This window comes from Xanthomonas sp. D-109, from assembly GCF_017746095.1.
GTDB classification, from domain to species: Bacteria; Pseudomonadota; Gammaproteobacteria; order Xanthomonadales; family Xanthomonadaceae; genus Xanthomonas_A; species Xanthomonas_A sacchari.
The window spans coordinates 115,201-130,934 of record NZ_JAGHWV010000014.1 but is presented as its reverse complement, the minus strand read 5'-3'; the positions used below and the strand labels follow the sequence as shown (position 1 = coordinate 130,934).

Genomic DNA, 15,734 nt, shown 5'->3' with positions numbered 1-15,734 from the left:
TGTCGTTCATGGCCGGCCGCGCCGGTCCTTCCTCCGCTACCGAGAGTTCCGCGATGACCAATCCCCTGCTCGATTTTTCCGGCCTGCCGCGCTTCGATGCGATCCAGCCCGAGCACATCGGCCCGGCGATCGACACGCTGCTGGCGCAGGCCGAGGCCGCCGTGGCCGCCGCCGAGACGGTGGCGCCGGTGCGCTGGGACAGCTTCGTGGCGCCGCTGGACGATGCCACCGAGCGCCTGTGGCGGGCCTGGGGCCAGGTGGGCCACCTGCAGGCGGTGGTCAACACGCCTGCGCTGCGCGAGGCCTACAACGCCAACCTGCCCAAGGTGACGCGCTTCTCCAGCGCGCTCGGGCAGAACCTGGCGCTGTTCGCCCAGTACCGCACGCTGGCGCAATCGCCGGAGGCGGCCACGCTGACGCCGGCGCAGCGCAAGGTGCTGGACAACGCGCTGCGCGATTTCCGCCTGGGCGGCGCCGAACTGGGCGAGGCCGACAAGCAGCGCTTCGCCGCGATCCAGGAAGAGTTGTCGGCGCTGTCGGCCAAGTTCTCGCAGAACGTGCTCGACGCCACCGACGCGTGGTCGCTGCTGATCGACGACCCGGCGCGCCTGGCCGGCCTGCCCGAGGACAGCATCGCCGCCGCGCGCGCGGCGGCCGAACGCGACGGCCAGGAAGGCTGGAAGCTGACCCTGCAGATGCCGTGCTACCTGCCGGTGCAGATGTATGCCGAGGACCGCGCGCTGCGCGAGACGCTGTACCGCGCCAATGCGATCCGCGCCTCGGAGTTCGGCGATGCGGCGCTGGACAACAGCGCGGCGATCGGCCGCATCCTCGCCCTGCGCGGCGAACTGGCGGCCCTGCTCGGTTTCGCCAGCTACGCCGAGTATTCGCTGGCGACGAAGATGGCACAGGATCCGGCACAGGTGCTGGCGTTCCTGCACGACCTGGCCGCGCGCGCCAAGCCCTACGCGCAGCGCGATCGCGCCGAGCTGGAGCAGTTCGCGCGTGAGCACCTGGGCCTGGACACGCTGGAAGCCTGGGATCTGGCCTACGTCAGCGAAAGACTGAAGCAGGCGCGCTACAGCTTCTCCGAGCAGGAGGTGAAGCGCTACTTCACCGAGCCCAAGGTGCTGGAGGGCCTGTTCGGCCTGATCCACGACCTGTACGGCCTGCGGGTGGAGGCCGACAGTGCGCCGGTGTGGCATCCGGACGTGCGCTTCTTCCGCCTCAGCGACGCGCAGGGGCGCCTGGTCGGGCAGTTCTACCTGGATCTGTACGCACGCGAAGGCAAGCGCGGCGGCGCCTGGATGGACGACTGCCGCAACCGCCGCGAACGCGCCGACGGCGTGCAGACCCCGCTGGTGTACCTGGTGTGCAACTTCGGCCGCGGCAGCGACGGCAAGCCGGCCACCTTCACCCACAACGAGGTCACTACCCTGTTCCACGAGATGGGCCATGGACTGCACCAATTGCTGACCCAGGTCGGCGAACTGGGCGTGGCCGGCATCAACGGCGTGGAATGGGACGCGGTGGAACTGCCCAGCCAGTTCATGGAAAACTTCTGCTGGGAATGGCCGCGCCTGCAGGCGATGACAGCGCACGTGGACAGCGGCGAGCCGCTGCCGCGCGCGCTGTTCGACAAGATGCTGGCGGCGAAGAACTACCAGAGCGGCATGTTCACCGTGCGCCAGCTCGAGTTCGCGCTGTTCGACATGCAGCTGCACCACAGCTTCGATGCGCAGTCCGACAGCGTGCTGCAGTTGCTCGAGCGCGTACGCGACGCCGTGGCGGTGAACCGGCCGCCGGCCTGGAATCGCTTCCCGCACCAGTTCAACCACATCTTCGCCGGCGGCTATGCGGCCGGCTACTACAGCTACAAGTGGGCCGAGGTGCTCAGCGCCGACGCCTACGCGGCGTTCGAGGAAGCGCCGGACCAGTTGGCCGCCACCGGCGCACGTTTCCTGCGCGAAATCCTCTCGCGCGGCGGCAGCCGCCCGGCGCTGGAGAACTTCACCGCCTTCCGCGGCCGCGCGCCGGAGCTGGAGGCGCTGCTGCGGCACAGCGGCATGGCCGGATAAGCCGGGATTCGGGATGACCAGCCTGCGGCTGTTGAAAGCCGGGATTCGGGATGACTAGCCTGCGGCTGTTGAGAGCCGGGATTCGGGATTTTCCCGCGCAGGCGTAGTGGTTGCGATTGCACTGTGGGAGGGACTTCAGTCCCGACGGGCTTTCCCGGGAAAGCCCGTCGGGGCTGAAGCCCCTCCCACAAAAGCAGCTGCTTTTTATCGGCGTACTGGATCGCTTTGCAGCGGTTGTGCTCCGCGGACTACGCTGCCGTCCCGATTCCCGATTCCCGATTCCCGATTCCCGGCTTTCAACAGCCGCGGTCTGGTCATCCCGAATCCCCAATCCCGAATCCCGGCTCCTCCGTGCTAGAACAGGACGCAGCGGCACGGCGATCTTCGCCGCCGCGATCGCGGCGCAGGAAACCGCCGCACCGCACAAGGAGGACCGCATGAAGCGAGCAGGGTGGTGGACGCCGTTGTTGTTGAGCATGGCCGCGCCGGCGCTGGCGCAGGACGGCAGTGGCACGGTGCGCATCGGCGCCAGCCTGCGCGCCGGCCCGGCACCGGAGTATCCGCGCGTGGCCACGCCGGTCACCGACGACGCGCTGCGGGTGCATGGCTGCACCCGCGACTGGGCCTGGTGCGATGTCAGTTGGCGCGAGAAACGCGGCTGGTTGCCGGCCGGCGCGATCGATTTCAGCGCACAGGAACAGGGCATCGTACCCGGCGTGCCCACCGTCGGCTTTGCGCTGGATCGCTATTGGGACACGCACTATCGCGGTCAGCCGTGGGCGCGTGAACGCGCGCGCTATCGACCGCTGGAAAGCACAGCGGCCGCGGCCGGCCCGGCGCAGATTCCAGCCCCGTTGCAGCGCCAGTTGGCGCCGCAATGGCGGGCGCCGCCACCCGCGGCGTCTGCCTCCGAGGCCGTGAGCGCCACGCCGGCATGGACGCCGCCGGGCGAGCGGATGTACCAGATCCCGCCGCCGGACGCGCTCAATCCCCGCTACAACAAGGAACTGTCGAAGGAACTGCAACGGCAGGAAGACGACCGGCGCCAGCGCGAATCGATGGGACTGTCGCCCGTACCACCGCCTGCGTCCGCGCCCTCGGCATCGCCGGCGTGGCCGCCGTCGCCGGCGACGATCCAGTGGGTCGAGCGGCATCCGCCGAAGCCGACTTCGCCGCCGCCACCACCTCCACCGCCACCACCGCCACCACCGCCTCCGTCTCCGCCCTCAGCGCCACCGGCCAAGCCGGAACCGAACAAGGACGAGGCCGCCGGGCGCCACGACGTGAAGCAACTGGAACGCTGAGCCGCGCCACGGCGCCCTCAAAAGCGCCGTGCGGCCTGGGTCCGGTCAGGCCTTGGCGAACACCAGCGCCGCGTTGGTGCCGCCGAAGCCGAAGCTGTTGGACATCACCGTGCGCAAGTCCGCGTCGCGGCTTTCGCGCACGATCGGGAAGCCCTCGGCACGCGGATCCAGCGTGTCGATGTTGGCCGAGCCGGCGATGAAGCCGTCGCGCAGCATCAGCAGGCAGTAGATCGCCTCGTGCACGCTCGCTGCGCCCAGCGAATGCCCGGACAGCGCCTTGGTCGAGGACAGCGGCGGCACCGCATCGCCGAACACCGCGCGCACCGCATCCAGCTCGGTGACGTCGCCCAGCGGCGTCGAGGTGCCGTGGGTGTTGAGGTAGTCGATCGGCGCGTCCACGCCCTGCAGCGCCATGCGCATGCAGCGCACCGCGCCTTCGCCGGACGGGGCCACCATGTCGGCGCCATCGGAGGTCACGCCGTAGCCGACCAGTTCGGCATGGATGCGCGCGCCGCGCGCCACCGCACGCTCGTAGTCCTCCAGCACCAGCATGCCGCCGCCGCCAGCGATGACGAAGCCGTCGCGCGCGGCGTCGTAGGGCCGCGACGCCACCGCCGGCGTGTCGTTGAAGCCGGTGGACAGCGCGCCCATCGCGTCGAACATCAGGCTCATGGTCCAGTCGAGCTCTTCGCCGCCGCCGGCGAACATCACGTCCTGCTGGCCGTGGCGGATCAAGTCCGCCGCCGCGCCGATGCAGTGCGCCGAGGTCGCGCAGGCCGCCGACAGCGAGTAGCTCACGCCCTTGATCTTGAACGCGGTGGCCAGGCTGGCCGAGACCGCCGAACACATCGTGCGCGGCACCATGTACGGGCCGACCTTGCGCACGCCGCGGTTGCGCAGCAGGTCCGCCGCTTCCACCTGCCAGTGGCTGGAGCCGCCGCCGGAGCCGGCGATCAGGCCGATGCGCGGGTCGCTGATCGCCGCCTCGTCCAGGCCGGCATCGGCCAGCGCATCGCGCAGCGCCAGGTAGGCGTAGGCCGAGGCATCGCCCATGAAGCGCTTGAGCTTGCGGTCGATCGCCGCGTCCAGGTCCAGTTGCACATCGCCGCCGACCTGGCTGCGCAGGCCGGCTTCCACCGCCTGCGGGTTGTGGCGGATGCCGGACTGGCCTTCGCGCAAGGCGCGCGCCACGCTATCCAGATCGTTGCCCAGGCACGAGGTGATGCCCATCCCGGTAATGACCACGCGCCGCATCAGAACGCCTCCGTCGACGTGAACAGGCCCACGCGCATGTCCTTGGCGGTATAGATCTCGCGTCCGTCCACCGACATGCGGCCGTCGGCCACCGCCATCACCAGCTTGCGGTTGATCACCCGGCTGATGTCGATCTCGTACACCACCTGCTTGGCGCTGGGCAGCACCTGTCCGGTGAACTTCACTTCGCCCACGCCCAGCGCACGGCCGCGGCCGGGCGCGCCCAGCCAGGTCAGGAAGAAGCCGGTCAGTTGCCACATCGCATCCAGGCCCAGGCAGCCGGGCATCACCGGGTCGCCGATGAAATGGCAGCCGAAGAACCACAGGTCCGGGCGGATATCCAGCTCGGCGCGGATCACGCCCTTGCCGTGCGCGCCGCCGGTCTCGTCGATGGCGACGATGCGGTCGAACATCAGCATCGGATCGTTGGGCAGGCGCCCGGCGTTGGCGCCGAACAACTCGCCGCGTGCGCTGGCGAGCAATTGCTCGCGCGAATAGGAAGACAGACGACTCATGAGCGGAAGATTTCCAGGCGAGACAGTCGAGGCGCGCAAGAGTGCATGAGCCTTGCGCGTTCAATCAAACGTTTTATCCGTACGCACGCGTAGTGTCGGCAGCGGCGGTGGCGCACGCACTGCGCCGGATCAAGGCGCGCATTCTCAGTCCGTGCGCAGTGCCGGGCTTATCATGCGCGCACCGTTCGCAGGCGTAGGGTATGGGGTCGATGCGCAAGATCATTCACGTCGACATGGATGCGTTCTACGCGTCCGTGGAGCAGCGTGACGATCCGGCGCTGCGCGGCAAGCCGGTGGTGGTGGCCTGGCGCGGCATGCGCTCGGTGGTGTGCGCCGCCTCCTACGAGGCGCGCGTGTTCGGCGTGCGCTCGGCGATGCCGGCGCTGCGCGCCGAGCGGCTGTGCCCGGACGCGATCTTCGTGCCGCCGGATTTCGCCCGCTACAAGGCGGTGTCGCGGCAGGTGCGCGAGATCTTCCAGCGTCATACCGACCTGATCGAGCCGCTGTCGCTGGACGAGGCCTACCTGGACGTCACCGAGCCGAAGGGCGAATTGCGCACCGCCACCGAGATCGCCCAGACCATCCGCGCGCAGATCCGCGCCGAAACCGAACTGACCGCCTCGGCCGGGATCGCGCCGAACAAGTTCCTGGCCAAGATCGCCTCGGACTGGCGCAAGCCCGATGGCCAGTTCGTGATCCGCCCGCATCGCGTGGAAGCCTTCCTGACCCCGTTGCCGGTGAACAAGGTGCCTGGCGTGGGCAAGGTGATGGAAGGCAAGCTGGCGGAACTGGGCATCGCCACCGTGGGCGATCTGCGCGCGCGCAGCGAAGCGGAGCTGGAAGCGCGCTTCGGCAGCTTCGGCCTGCGCCTGTACCAGCGCGCGCGCGGCATCGACGAACGCCCGGTGGAGTCGGACCAGCCGGTGCAGTCGATCTCCTCCGAGGACACCTTCGCCGAAGACCTGGCGCTGGACGCGCTGGAGCCGGCGATCCGGCAACTGGCCGAGAAGACCTGGAACGCCACCCGCCGCACCGAACGCATCGCCCGCACCGTGGTGCTGAAGCTGAAGACCGCGCAGTTCCGCATCCTCACCCGCAGCTTCACCCCCGAGCAGCCGCCGGAGTCGCTGCAGACCTTGATCGACATCGCCCTGGCGCTGCGCGCGCGCGTGGACCTGCCCGCATCCACCCGCTACCGCCTGGTCGGCGTGGGCCTGTCCGGTTTCCACGAACCCGCACCTTCACAGGCGCAGGGGCGCCTGTTCGGTTGAGGTGGTCACGCGCGGAGGCTGTATGGTGTTCTGCCTGGTGCGTGGATTGAAGCGGGTTGTCGTCGTCGTTGAGGATGCCAAGTCGGCAGCCGCTCCCTCGCCGTGCGTGGATTGAACACCAAGGGATACGCGAGCGAACCGGGAACGTGGCCTTTGCCCATTCCGCGTCGGGACTGAAGTCCCTCCCACATGTGCGCGCAAGGATTGGAATACGGACTTCATCGTCTGGGCATGCTGATCGGCCTTGTCGCGACCGCATACCTTCCGTGCGCCACCTACAATGCATGCTTCCTCCCTTGTCCTGGCACGACATGACATTTCCCTATGCAGTGGCGGTGTTCGACCTCGACGGCACCCTGGTCGACAGCGGCGCCGACATCGCCGAGGCGCTGAACCGCACCCTGGCCGACTTCGGCCTGCCGCGCGTGCCGGAGCCGACCGTGCTCGGCTGGATCGGCGAGGGCGTGCGCAAGCTGGTCGAGGCCGCCTGGCGGCATGCCGGGGATGCCACGCCGCTCGATGCGGTGATGCCGACCTTCATGCGCCACTACGCCGAGTGCCTGTTGCGCAGTCCGCGCTTGTATCCCGGCGCGGCCGAGGCCTTGGCGCAACTGCATGCCGATGGCGTGACGCTGGCGCTGTGCACCAACAAGCCGGCGGCGATGGTGCCGCCGCTGCTGCGCCATCTGGGTGTGGCCGATGTGTTCTCTGCCGTGCTGGGCGGCGACAGCCTGCCCGAGCGCAAGCCCAGCCCGGCGCCGTTGCTGCACCTGGCGCAGCAGTTCGCGCAGCCACCTGCGTGCTGCCTGATGGTCGGCGATTCGGGGACCGACCTGCAGGCCGGGCACGCCGCCGGCATGCCGGTGGCGCTGGTGCGCTACGGCTATCCGCGCGACCTGGATCTGGCCACGGCCGACGTGGTGCTGCTGATGGACGATCTGCGCGAGCTGCTGCAGTTGCGCTGAGGCGATGGCGGCGCAGCGCCCCGGTGCAGCGCGAAGATCCCTGTTGTGTCGTAGGAGCGGCTTCAGCCGCGACGGGCTTTATCGGGAAAGCCCATCGCGGCTGAAGCCGCTCCTACGAAAAGCGCGTGTTGTATCCGTGCCGTTGCCCCGCGCCACGCCCGCTGGCGCAGCGCGGGGTGCCGACTCAGCGCACCGCCGGCGCGTAGCGCAGGGTCAGCGCGTATTCGCGGCCCGGCTGGTTGTACCAGTTCACCGTCTGGTAGTCGCGATCGAACACGTTGCTGGCCTTGGCCTGCAGCGTCCAGTCCGGGGTGAACGCGTATTCCGCGCGCAGGTCGACGGTGCCGTAGCCGGCCAGGCGCACGCGGTTGGCCGCGTCGTCGAAGCGGTGGCCGCTGCCGAACACGGTGACGCCGAGCTTGACCGGGCCGATGCCGCGGTCCACGTCCAGGCGCGCAGTGTTCTGCGCGCGGCGCGCCAGCCAGTTGTCGCGGTTGTCGCCGTCGCTGCGGTTGCGCGGGTCGGTGTGGCTCAGCTGCGCCGACAGTTCCCAGCCGGCCAGCAGCGCATAGCCGGTCAGTTCGGCGCCGCGGATGCGCGCTTCGTCCACGTTCACCGGCAGGAAGCTGATCGCGTCGTAGGAGATCAGGTCCTTGACCCGGGTCTCGTAGGCGTTGAAGGTCCAGTTCCAGCTGTCGGCATACTGCGCAATGCCGAGGTTGCCGCTCTTGGAGCGCTCCGGCTTCAACGCCGGGTTGCCGGCGAACGGGTAGTACAGGTCGTTGAAGGTCGGCGCCTTGAAGCCGGTGCCGACGCTGGCGGTGAGCTTGAGGCCATGCGCCAGTGCCAGGCCCCAGCCGAGGCTGCCGGTGGTGTGCTCGCCGAACTGTTCGTTGTCGTCGCTGCGCACGCTGGCCTGCACCTGCTGCGCGCCGAAGCGGCCCTGGTACTCGGCGAACACGCCGGTGTTGTCGCGGCTGTCGACGTCGAAGGCGGTGGTGCTGGTGACGTGCTCGCGCTGCCAGTCGCTGCCGACGCTGAGCAGATGGCCTTCGGCCAGGCTGATGTCGCCCTGCAGCGCGGCGGTGTCGCGGCGGCTGTCGAAGGTGCTGATGAAGCTGCGGGTGCGTGCGCCCGGCGCACGGTAGTAGCTGTCGGCGTCGTCGACGTTGCGGCCCAACTGCGCGGCCAGGTGCAGGCGATCGGAGGGCGTCCAGTCGAGCTTGCCGCTGAACACCTGCTGGGTGTTGTCGGCCTCGTTGCCGGCGAACAGCGCATCGCCGTCGTATTCGTTGCGGCTGTCGATGTTCAGCGCCTGGCCTTCGATGCGCAGCGTGTCGGTCAGCGCGTAGCCGCCGCGCGCGCTCAGCGAGACGTTGCGGTAGCCGTCGCGGTCGGGCTGGTCGACGAAGCAGCCGGCGAACAGCGTGGCCGAGCCGTTGCAGGCATTGATGCCGTCGGTCTTCTGGTAGCCGCCCTGCACGGCCAGCCAGCCGCGTTCGCCGCGGTTGCTGAAGCCGGCGCCGGCCTCGCGCAGGCCATGGCTGCCGCCGCCCAGGCTCAGGTTCTGCTGGAAGCCCTGGCCACCGCGGCGGGTGAAGATCTGGATGACGCCGCCGATCGCGTCGGAGCCGTACAGGCTCGACCGCGGCCCGCGCACGATCTCGATGCGCTCGATCTGGCTCAGCGGCAGGTCCTGGAACGCGGCCAGGCCGGCGCTGGCCGAGCCGATGCGCACGCCGTCCACCAGCACCAGCACGTGGTCCGATTCGCTGCCGCGCAGGTTCAGCGTGGTCAGCTTGCCCAGGCCGCCCTGGTTGGAGACGCCGATGCCGGCGCGGCCCTGCAGCAGTTGCGCCAGCGACGTGGCCTGGCTGCGCTCGATCTCGGCGCGGTCGATGACCTGCGCCGGCACCACGCTGTCCTCCACGGAAATCTGGGTGCGGGTGGCGGTGACCAGGACCTGATCGAGGTCGGTGGCGGCGTCGGCGGCGTGGGCCAGCGCGGGCAGGGACAGGGCGGACGCGATCGCGACCGAAAGCAGGCGGGACGACATGGGTGGCAACTCCGGCGCGCGGCTGCGCGCTGTGACGGCAAAGGAGTCGCGAACGGAAGGTGCAAGCGGACGGCGCAGGACACGGCGCGGCACGCCGCGACGCCCTCCGCATCGCAACCAGTGAACTGCAAGGCCGGTCTCCGGGCTTGCGATCGGGGAGGCGGACCTCCCGGCTGCGACGCCTTCCCATGCCCAGGGCACAGTGGCGCAGGTCGTCAGCGCGGATCGCTTACCGTTGCGGGGGCAGCGCCGGCCTTGTCGCAAGACGCACCGGCTTCCCGTTTCAACCCGCTGGCCGGAGCCGGCGGGTCACCTTGAAGCGGCGCGATTGTACGCGATCGCCGCTGCCCGCGCGGCTCAGTCGGCGTGGGCGCCGTGGCCGTCGTCGTCGCCGTGGTTGTCGCCCACCGGCGTGTCGTGCAGGTCCGGCGCATAGGCGCCGTCGGCGTCATCGTCGCCGCGCGGGTCGTCGCGGTCGAAATGGGTAGTCGCCACGGGCCCTGCGACCTGCGCGCCGCGCTGCGCCGGCAGCGCCGCCGTCGCGGTCTCCAGTTCGCCCAGCAATTGCGCGCGCCGCGCTTCGGACAGTTCCTGCCAGTGGCAGCCGCTGAGCGCGCCTTCCAGCGAGTACAGCAGGTTGAGGCTGGGCTTGAAGCCGGCGCGCTTGACCTTGACGAAGGCGCCGACCGCGCCGGCCGCCTCCAGGTCCTGCTGTGTGCGCACGCCGACCTGGCGCAGCCAGGCCGCGCTCTTGGGGCCGATGTTGCGCAGCTTGGTGGTGCTCATCGCAGGCTGTCGACGAAGACCTGGGCGATCGCTTCCAGGCCGCGCTGGTCGTCGGCGTCGAAGCGGGCCAGGTCGGGGCTGTCCAGGTCGAACACGCCGACCAGCGCGCTGTCGCGCAGCAGCGGCACCACCAGTTCCGAGCGCGAGGCCGCATCGCAGGCGATGTGCCCGGGGAAGGCCTCCACGTCGTCGATGCGCTGGGTCTGGCCGCTGCTGGCGGCCGCGCCGCACACGCCCTTGTGCAGCGGAATACGCACGCAGGCCGGCAGGCCCTGGAACGGCCCGACCACCAGTTCCTTGCCGTCGTAGAGATAGAAACCGACCCAGTTCAGCCGCGGCAGCGCGTGATACACCAGCGCCGCCAGGTTGGCGGCATTGGCGATGCGGTCGGGCTCCCCGGCGACCAGGGCGCGGGCCTGGTCGAGCAACTGGGCGTACTGTTCCGGCTTGCTGCCGGTGAGCGAGGACGAGGCGAACATCGCCCGAGTCTAGCAGCGCGCTGGGTCCGCCGGCACCGCGGCGGCTGACGCGCGCGGCGCGCCCGGCTATCCTGCGCGCCGCCGCGCGTCCCGCCGGCCAACCGACAGGGTTTCGCTCGCATGGCTGTTCCCGCCTTCTACGTCACCGGCACCGATACCGGCATCGGCAAGACCATCGCCAGCACCGCGCTGCTGCATGCCCTGCGCGCGCGCGGCCAGCGCGCGGTGGGCATGAAGCCGGTGGCCAGCGGCTGCACCCGCGAGGCCGAGGGCTGGCGCAACGAGGACGCACTGGCGCTGCAGGAGGCCAGCGCGCCGCGCCCGCGCTATGACGATCTCAATCCGTACGCGCTGCCGTTGCCGCTGGCGCCGGAACTGGCTGCCGCCGATGCCGGCGTGCAGTTGGAGCTGGCGCCGATCGCGGCCGCGTTCGACCGCCTGCGCGCGCAGGCCGACGTGGTGGTGGTGGAAGGCGTGGGTGGCTGGGCGGCGCCGCTGTCGGCGACGCTGGACCAGGCCGATCTGGCGCGCGCGCTGCGGCTGCCGGTGGTGCTGGTGGTCGGCCTGCGCCTGGGCTGCCTCAACCACGCGCGGCTCAGCGCCGCGGCGATCGCCGCCGACGGCCTGCAGTGCATCGGCTGGATCGGCAACGAGATCGACCCGGCGATGGAGCGCATCGACGACAACATGGCGATGCTGCGCGCGCGCCTGCCGATGCCGTGCTGGGGGCGGTTGCCATACCGGCCGCAACCGCAGGCCGAGCAGTTGGCGGCCCAATTGCAGCCCTGGGCGGGCATGTCGCCGGGCTGATCGACTGCCGGGCGGGTGTGTGGGAGGGATTTCAGTCCCGACGCCGCACCAACGAAGCGCCGGTGCTGCAGCCCAAAAAGAAAATCAGGGATGCCGAAGCGCAGGGATCAACCAATCCCGAATCCCCACTCCCAAATCCCACCCAGAAAAAAAGGCCCGGTAGAGGGAGGGATCTACCGGGCCTGGGGGTTGCACGGGGGGAGGGACCCATGCAGACCGAGGGTGCGTCGGGCGGCGGACCGCAGCGACGTCGAATCGGGTGTTACTTCGTGGCGGGCTTGGCCTTGGGCGCGGCCTGTTCGGTCGCCGCCTCGAACTGGTGCTTGGCGAGCTGGCCGATGGCCTCGGAGGTCTTCAGGCCCAGGCCGAACACTTCCTGGTTGGCCGTGGCCAGCCGCTCGAAGTTGTCGCGGGCGATCTGCAGGCCCTTCGGCCACAGCGCCTGCACGGTGCCCAGGTCGCGCGCCTCGGTCAGTTCGCCGAGGAAGCCGGTGGTGGCCGACACGTTCTTCTCGAAGGTCTTCAACTGCACGCCGAACACGCTCTCGGCGCTCTCCAGCGCCAGGCGGTTGGCACGCGCCGCCGCAGCGGCGAACTGCTGGGTGTAGCTGCTGAACTGGTCGTTGAATTGAGCGGACATCATGCAACTCCGTTGGAATGCCGACTGCTGTTGCAGTGCAACATACGCCCATTCTGCTGCGATGCAACAAAATTTTCTGAAGCCGCTCAGGATCCGTTCAAATTGCTTTTAAGATCAATTGCTTGGCGCAATTCTGCCGGCCCTTGCCGATCGCCTCCGCGCCTCCGGCGGGCGCCAACTGCGCGCGACGACGAGGAACAGGCAAGCCGGCACGGAGGCTCTCGGTCGTCGCAGTGCCGCTCTTACGATTCCCGAATCCCCATTCCCCATTCCCCATTCCCGGCCTTCTTCAACCCGGCCCGCGATACCGGCACCCAGAAGTGCAGGTCTCATGCACCACCACTTCGCTCAGCAGCGGCAGCGCCGGCTTGAGCCGCTCCCAGATCCACATCGCCAGGCGTTCGCTGGTCGGGTTGTCCAGCCCGTCGATGTCGTTGAGGTAGTGGTGGTCGAGCTGGTCGTAGAGCGGGCGGAACGCCGCCTTGATATCGCCGAAATCCATTACCCAGCCGCTCTCGGCGCCGGGTTCGCCGCTGACGTGCAGCTCGATGCGGAACGAGTGCCCGTGCAGGCGCGCGCACTTGTGGCCGGGCGGCACGTTGGGCAGGCGGTGCGCGGCTTCGAGGGTGAAGACTTTGAAGATATCCATGGGCGGCATTGTACGGTCAGGGGTGGAGCGGCATGGCGCGGTGCGGGGCGCGCGGAACGGACGACGTGGCGTGCTGCAGGGCCGGCGGCAGGCACGCGACGTCCGGGTGCAGCGGACAAAAAAGGCCGCCCCGAAGGGCGGCCTGGATGCGTGCGGAGCGCGCGGCCGCGGATGGCTCAGCGCGGCGCGGCAGGACGGTTGCCGCCGTTGCCGTGGCGGCGACCCTGGCCCTGGCCCTGGCGGCGGGCGCCGTCGGCGTGGTTGCCGCCGGGCTTCTTGCTGCCGGCGTGCGCGTGCGCGTGCGCCGGCGCATCGCCGTGCCCGCGGCGGGCGTGGCTGCCGCGGCGCGGCGGGCGCTGGCCGCCCGGACGCTCGTCCGGCGGGTTGTTGTTGCCCCAGCGGATCGGCGTGACCGGCTCGAAGCCGGGCACGTCGCGGATATCCATCTCGCGCTTGAGCATGCGCGCGATCGCGCGCAGCAGCTTGGCCTCGTCCTGCGCCACCAGCGAGATCGCCTCGCCGGTCGAACCGTTGCGGCCGGTGCGGCCGATGCGGTGCACGTAGTCCTCGGCGACCATCGGCAGGTCGTAGTTGATGACCTTGGGCAACTGGTCGATATCGATGCCGCGCGCGGCGATGTCGGTGGCCACCAGCACGGTGATGCGGCCGGCCTTGAAGTCGCTCAACGCGCGCAGGCGCTGGCCCTGGCTCTTGTTGCCATGGATCGCCGCGGTCTTCAGGCCGGACTTGTCCAGGAAGGTGGTCAGCTTGTCGGCGCCGTGCTTGGTGCGGGCGAACACCAGGGTCTGCTTGCGCGAGTCGGCGGCCAGCAGGTGCAGCAGCAGTTCGCGCTTGCGCGCGCCATCCACCGGATGCACGCGGTGGGTGATGGTGTCGGCCACGGTGTTGCTCGGGGTGGCCTGGATTTCCTGCGGGTCGTGCATGAACTCGCGGGCCAGCTGCTTGATGCCTTCCTCGAAGGTGGCCGAGAACAGCAGGGTCTGCCGGTTCTGCTTGGGCAGCTTGGCGAGGATGCGCTTGATCGACGGCAGGAAGCCCATGTCGAGCATGCGGTCGGCTTCGTCCAGCACCAGGATCTCGATGCCCGACAGGTCCACGCTGCGACGCTCGAGGTGATCGAGCAGGCGGCCCGGGCAGGCGATCAGCAGGTCCACGCCACGGCGCAGCGCGTCGAGCTGGTTGCCCATGCCCACGCCGCCGTAGATGGTGGTGCTGGGAATGCGCAGGTACTTGCTGTAGCCGCGCAGGCTGTCGTGGACCTGGGTGGCCAGTTCGCGGGTCGGGGTCAGGATCAGCGCGCGCGGCTTGCGCGGGCCGGGGCCCACCGGCTGCGGCGAGGTGCCCAGGTGCTGCAGCAGCGGCAGGCCGAACGCGGCGGTCTTGCCGGTGCCGGTCTGCGCGCCGGCCATCAGGTCATGGCCTTCCAGGGCGACGGGAATGGCCTGCGCCTGGATCGGGGTGGGGGTTTCGTAGCCCTGCTCGGCCAACGCGCGCAGCAGGAAGGGCGCAAGGCCCAGGGATTCGAACGACATGAGAATGCTCCGGATAACGCGCCGACGCCTGGACGAACCCAGCGCGCAGGCGCAAGTAGGTGAGGCTCGGAGCGTTCCCGTGAACCGCGCTGCGAGAGGGTGGATCAACCCGCAGCGCAAGGCTGGGGTTCGTCGGCACCACGAAAGGCGTCGGGCGGGGCGGGCGAGTCGGATCATTGCGATCCTGGCCTCGCCGGCGGTCCCTGAGGGAAACGGACGGCCGCATGCAGACCGGCGCAGTGTACCTGAATTGGCGCGCTGCACAAAATGCGTGTCCGTTTCAGTTGAAACCAAGCCGCCGTCTGGCCGTACAATCGCCGGCTCAGCCCCCAGCACTGGACGGACATGAAGCTAGGTTCCCTGAAGGAAGGCGGTCGCGACGGCACCCTGATCGTCGTGTCCCGCGATCTGACCCGCGCGGTGCGCGCGACCGGCATCGCGCCGACCCTGCAGCGCGCGCTGGAGGACTGGAGCAACCTCGCCCCGCGCCTGAACGCCCTGTCCGAGTCGCTCAACGACGGCAGCGCCGACGGCCAGTTCGACCTGGACATGGCGGCCCTGGCTGCACCGCTGCCGCGCGCCTACGAATTCCTCGACGGCAGCGCCTACCTGCCGCACGTGGAGCGCGTGCGCCGCGCGCGCGGCGCCGAGGTGCCGGAGAGCTTCTACACCGACCCGCTGATGTACCAGGCGGTCAGCGCCGGCTTCTACGGCCCGCGCGATGCGGTCAAGGTGGTCAGCGAGGACTACGGCATCGACCTGGAGGCCGAGATCGTGGTGGTCACCGACGACGTGCCGATGGCGGTGACGCCGGCGCAGGCCGCCGCGCACATCCAGCTCATCGGCCTGGTCAACGACGTGTCGCTGCGCAACCTGATTCCGCCGGAACTGGCCAAGGGCTTCGGCTTCGTGCAGTCCAAGCCGCGTTCGGCGCTGTCGCCGGTGTTCGTCACCCCCGACGAGCTGGGCGAGGCCTGGCAGGGCAACAAGGTGCACCTGCCGCTGCTGACCCATATCAACGGCGCCTGGTTCGGCGCGCCGGAAGCGGGCGAGGACATGCAGTTCGATTTCGCGCAGCTGGTCGCGCACGCGGCCAAGACCCGGCCGTTGGCGGCGGGCGCGGTGATCGGTTCGGGCACCATCGCCAACCAGGACACCGCGCGCGGCGCCTCCTGCTTCGCCGAGCAGCGCACCGTGGAAACCCTGCGCGACGGCAAGCCGAGCACGCCGTACATGTCCTTCGGCGACGTGGTGCGGATCGAAATGCTGGACCGTGACGGAGTGAGCATCTTCGGCGCGATCGAGCAGCGCATCGAGCAGGCGCCGCTGCCCTGACCCGGCCGGCGGCGGTGCCGGGGCGACCGGCGGCGCCGC

14 protein-coding genes and 1 riboswitch are annotated in these 15,734 nt (G+C 69.8%); of the genes, 6 read left to right on the top strand and 8 right to left on the bottom strand.

Features of this window, described 5'->3' with window-relative positions; genetic code table 11:
• The first annotated feature begins 53 nt into the window (after positions 1-53).
• Positions 54-2,078 (top strand): M3 family metallopeptidase, encoded by a 2,025-nt coding sequence (locus J7357_RS14945; RefSeq protein ID WP_209247631.1) that lies wholly within the window; start codon positions 54-56, stop codon positions 2,076-2,078.
• Positions 2,079-2,515: 437 nt separating this feature from the next.
• Positions 2,516-3,382: a hypothetical protein gene (locus J7357_RS14940; protein WP_244667603.1), complete on the top strand. Its 867-nt coding sequence runs from the start codon at positions 2,516-2,518 to the stop codon at positions 3,380-3,382.
• Between the two features lie 45 nt (positions 3,383-3,427).
• Here the strand turns inward: J7357_RS14940 and fabB are convergent, their stop codons facing one another.
• Together fabB and fabA are read right to left on the bottom strand one after the other, a co-directional pair.
• Complete coding sequence (gene fabB / locus J7357_RS14935; RefSeq protein WP_209247629.1) at positions 3,428-4,636, bottom strand: beta-ketoacyl-ACP synthase I; 1,209 nt, start codon at positions 4,634-4,636, stop codon at positions 3,428-3,430.
• Positions 4,636-5,151 carry a 3-hydroxyacyl-[acyl-carrier-protein] dehydratase FabA gene (gene fabA, locus J7357_RS14930; RefSeq protein ID WP_010343820.1) on the bottom strand — a complete coding sequence of 172 codons (516 nt, stop codon included), beginning with the start codon at positions 5,149-5,151 and terminating at the stop codon, positions 4,636-4,638. Before fabA ends, fabB begins: the two co-directional genes overlap by 1 nt.
• A gap of 200 nt (positions 5,152-5,351) precedes the next feature.
• On the opposite strand from fabA, the gene dinB reads away from it, so the two are divergent.
• Together dinB and gph are read left to right on the top strand one after the other, a co-directional pair.
• Positions 5,352-6,422, top strand: coding sequence for a DNA polymerase IV (dinB, locus tag J7357_RS14925; protein WP_209247627.1), 1,071 nt, complete (start codon positions 5,352-5,354; stop codon positions 6,420-6,422).
• A 311-nt stretch (positions 6,423-6,733) separates the two neighbouring features.
• Positions 6,734-7,387 (top strand): phosphoglycolate phosphatase, encoded by a 654-nt coding sequence (gph, locus tag J7357_RS14920; RefSeq protein WP_209247625.1) that lies wholly within the window; start codon positions 6,734-6,736, stop codon positions 7,385-7,387.
• A 184-nt stretch (positions 7,388-7,571) separates the two neighbouring features.
• Here the strand turns inward: gph and btuB are convergent, their stop codons facing one another.
• From btuB to J7357_RS14905, 3 genes are all read right to left on the bottom strand, one after another.
• Positions 7,572-9,443 (bottom strand): TonB-dependent vitamin B12 receptor, encoded by a 1,872-nt coding sequence (btuB, locus tag J7357_RS14915; RefSeq protein ID WP_209247623.1) that lies wholly within the window; start codon positions 9,441-9,443, stop codon positions 7,572-7,574.
• Between the two features lie 113 nt (positions 9,444-9,556).
• A riboswitch (cobalamin riboswitch) is annotated at positions 9,557-9,775 on the bottom strand.
• Between the two features lie 25 nt (positions 9,776-9,800).
• Positions 9,801-10,229 carry a TfoX/Sxy family protein gene (locus J7357_RS14910; protein WP_209247621.1) on the bottom strand — a complete coding sequence of 143 codons (429 nt, stop codon included), beginning with the start codon at positions 10,227-10,229 and terminating at the stop codon, positions 9,801-9,803.
• Positions 10,226-10,708: a GAF domain-containing protein gene (locus tag J7357_RS14905; RefSeq protein ID WP_160948164.1), complete on the bottom strand. Its 483-nt coding sequence runs from the start codon at positions 10,706-10,708 to the stop codon at positions 10,226-10,228. The genes J7357_RS14910 and J7357_RS14905 overlap by 4 nt, the downstream gene beginning before the upstream one ends.
• A gap of 120 nt (positions 10,709-10,828) precedes the next feature.
• On the opposite strand from J7357_RS14905, the gene bioD reads away from it, so the two are divergent.
• Positions 10,829-11,518 carry a dethiobiotin synthase gene (gene bioD, locus J7357_RS14900; protein ID WP_209247619.1) on the top strand — a complete coding sequence of 230 codons (690 nt, stop codon included), beginning with the start codon at positions 10,829-10,831 and terminating at the stop codon, positions 11,516-11,518.
• Positions 11,519-11,780: 262 nt separating this feature from the next.
• On the opposite strand, the gene J7357_RS14895 is transcribed toward bioD, so the two are convergent.
• From J7357_RS14895 to J7357_RS14885, 3 genes are all read right to left on the bottom strand, one after another.
• Positions 11,781-12,158, bottom strand: a complete 378-nt coding sequence (locus tag J7357_RS14895) for a phasin family protein (RefSeq protein WP_209247617.1) — start codon at positions 12,156-12,158, stop codon at positions 11,781-11,783.
• Positions 12,159-12,447: 289 nt separating this feature from the next.
• Entirely contained in the window at positions 12,448-12,807 is a 360-nt protein-coding gene (gene queD, locus J7357_RS14890; RefSeq protein ID WP_010343828.1) for a 6-carboxytetrahydropterin synthase QueD, read from the bottom strand.
• 176 nt (positions 12,808-12,983) lie between these two features.
• Positions 12,984-14,360, bottom strand: coding sequence for a DEAD/DEAH box helicase (locus tag J7357_RS14885; protein ID WP_209247616.1), 1,377 nt, complete (start codon positions 14,358-14,360; stop codon positions 12,984-12,986).
• Positions 14,361-14,705: 345 nt separating this feature from the next.
• Here J7357_RS14885 and J7357_RS14880 point away from each other — a divergent pair, with 345 nt between their 5' ends.
• Entirely contained in the window at positions 14,706-15,695 is a 990-nt protein-coding gene (locus tag J7357_RS14880) for a fumarylacetoacetate hydrolase family protein (RefSeq protein ID WP_209247614.1), read from the top strand.
• Positions 15,696-15,734: the final 39 nt, after the last annotated feature.